Origin of the sequence: Streptomyces sp., assembly GCF_036566765.1 — a bacterium.
Lineage (GTDB): Bacteria > Actinomycetota > Actinomycetes > Streptomycetales > Streptomycetaceae > Streptomyces.
Genome location: NZ_DATCVQ010000359.1, coordinates 1 through 2,121, shown reverse-complemented (window position 1 = coordinate 2,121; position 2,121 = coordinate 1). Strand labels below are relative to the sequence as shown.

At 70.2% G+C, this 2,121-nt stretch carries 4 protein-coding genes; all 4 read left to right on the top strand.

Annotation, left to right across the window (positions count from 1 at the left end; all coding sequences use genetic code 11):
• Nucleotides 1–132 precede the first annotated feature (132 nt).
• Nucleotides 133–360: a hypothetical protein gene (locus tag VIU94_RS20875; protein WP_331913355.1), complete on the top strand. Its 228-nt coding sequence runs from the start codon at nucleotides 133–135 to the stop codon at nucleotides 358–360.
• Entirely contained in the window at nucleotides 357–707 is a 351-nt protein-coding gene (locus VIU94_RS20870; RefSeq protein WP_331913354.1) for a hypothetical protein, read from the top strand. The genes VIU94_RS20875 and VIU94_RS20870 overlap by 4 nt, the downstream gene beginning before the upstream one ends.
• A complete protein-coding gene (locus tag VIU94_RS20865; RefSeq protein ID WP_331913353.1) occupies nucleotides 704–838 on the top strand; it encodes a hypothetical protein in 135 nt (44 codons plus the stop codon). The genes VIU94_RS20870 and VIU94_RS20865 overlap by 4 nt, the downstream gene beginning before the upstream one ends.
• Nucleotides 835–2,121 (top strand): DNA cytosine methyltransferase (locus VIU94_RS20860; protein ID WP_331913352.1); only part of this gene is annotated, 1,287 nt, incomplete at its 3' end. The genes VIU94_RS20865 and VIU94_RS20860, both read left to right, overlap by 4 nt.

The following is a 2,121-nucleotide window of genomic DNA, read 5'->3' as shown; positions in this document are numbered from 1 at the left end:
CGCCTGGTGGTCGTTCATCCCGACAATCAGCTACGCGGGTGCCCTCCAGATCGAGCTGGTGCTGATCCTGGGCGTCGCTCTCGGCGCTGTGGTCAAGGCGCTGATCGAGGCGGTGTCCGGGTGATCGGGGTCATGTTCGTCATCCTCTCCGCCCTGTTCGTCGTGGTGCTGACGGTCGGCGTTCTGGTGATCCTCGACAAGGACGCCTGCATCAAGCAGCTCCGCTCCGACCGGACGGACCTGGCGGAGGCGGCATCCGCGCTCAAGGCGGAGCGTGACGAGGCCAAGAGGGCGCTGCAGCAGGCGAGCAAGGCCGAGGTGACCGCCACCCTCCACTCGCGGATGGGAGACCAGCGGTGACCCTCAACGTGACCTTGCTGGACCTGCTGTCCGGCCCCGACGCCGACTCGCTTAACGCGTGGTTCATGCCGCTGCTCCTGACCGCCCTCGTGGCGAGCGGATGGGTCGCCGCCGCACTGTTCCGCCGGCTCCGCCGCCAGCAGCAGGCCGTGGCGGAGATCCGGGCCCGCGCCCTCCTCGACCAGTGGAACGAGGCAGGAGCCCACGCCGTCAACCGGCCGCCCACCCGCCTCCAGCGGCTCCTCGATGAGCACGAGATGGCCGAGCAGCTCCGCGCCGACGCGCTCGGCGAGCCCCGCCCGGGCGACGCCGAGTGGTGGCCCTTCACCGACCGGAGGCAGCCGTGACCGCCGCTGTGATCGCTTTCCGGGTGGCTGTCTACCTGACGGCCAGCGTGGTGTCCACCGCTCTCCAATCCGTGATCTGGGCGCTCAGCGACCCCACGGCTCGCAACGTGACCTCTGAGGAGAACGAGTGACGCTCACCCTGATGGACTGGTTCTGCGGAGCCGGTGGCAGTTCGCAGGGCGCCCACGCCGTGCCTGGCGTCCGCGTCACGCTGGCCGCGAACCACTGGGAACGAGCCATCGAGTCCCACGCCGCGAACTTCCCCGAGACCGACCACTACCGGGGCGACATCCGCGAGGCTCCGGTGGAGCGCTGGCCCGTCGCTGACCTGTTCTGGGCCAGCCCCGAATGCCCGCAGTGGTCCAACGCCCGCGGCAAGACGCGCGACTTCGCCACCTCGATGCAAGGCGAACTGTTCGGCCCCGAGAAGGACGAAGCTGTCGAGCGGTCACGCGCCCTCATGGAAGAGGTGCCGCTGTACCTGAGGGGCGTCCAGGACCGCGGCGCCCTGGTTCTGGCCGGCGTCGTCGAGAACGTCGTCGACGTGCGGGCGTGGGATCAGTGGGACCGGTGGATCCGCGAGATCCGCATCCTCGGCTACCGCACCAGGACCATCGCCATCAACTCGATGCACGCCCATCCGGCGCGCACGCTCATCGCGCCGCAGTCCCGAGACCGCCTGTACGTCGCCTACTGGCACGAGAGCCTGGGCCGGGACCCGGACTGGGATAAGTGGCTGCGCCCGCAAGCCTGGTGCTCTGGCTGCGACACGTGGGTCAACGCCGTGCAGGTGTTCAAGACGTTCGGCGCGGACATGGGCCGCTACCGACAGCAGTACGTCTACCGGTGCCCGAACAGCGCGTGCCGCGCCCAGGTGGTGGAGCCGCGCGTCCTCCCGGCCGCCGCGGCGATCGACTGGAACCTGCCGGGCCAGCGGATCGGCGACCGGTCCAAGCCGCTCGCCGACAAGACGCTCGCCCGCATCCAGGCCGGGCTGGAGAAGTTCGCCCGCCCCATCACGCTGGAAGCCGCCGGGAACACCTACGAGCGGCGCCCCGGAGTCCGCACCTGGCCGGTAGACGCGCCGATCACGACGCAGACCACCACCCCGACCAAGGCGCTGGCCTACGAGCCGTTCCTGGTTCCGGCAGGCGGCACCTGGCGAAACGACCCCACGCCGATATCCGACCCGATGCCGGCTCGTACGACCAGGGAGAACGACGGCCTGGCGATCCCGCCGCTGCTGATCCCGGTCGAGGGCAGGGAAGGCAAGGAGCCGAGCCCTGCGACCATGCCCCTGCGCACGCAGACGGCGCGTAACGAGACCGGGCTCGCCTGGCTGCCGTTTATCGCCGAACTGCGCGGCGGATCCAGCGACGCCCGCTCTGTCGGCGACTCGCTGGCCACGGTCACG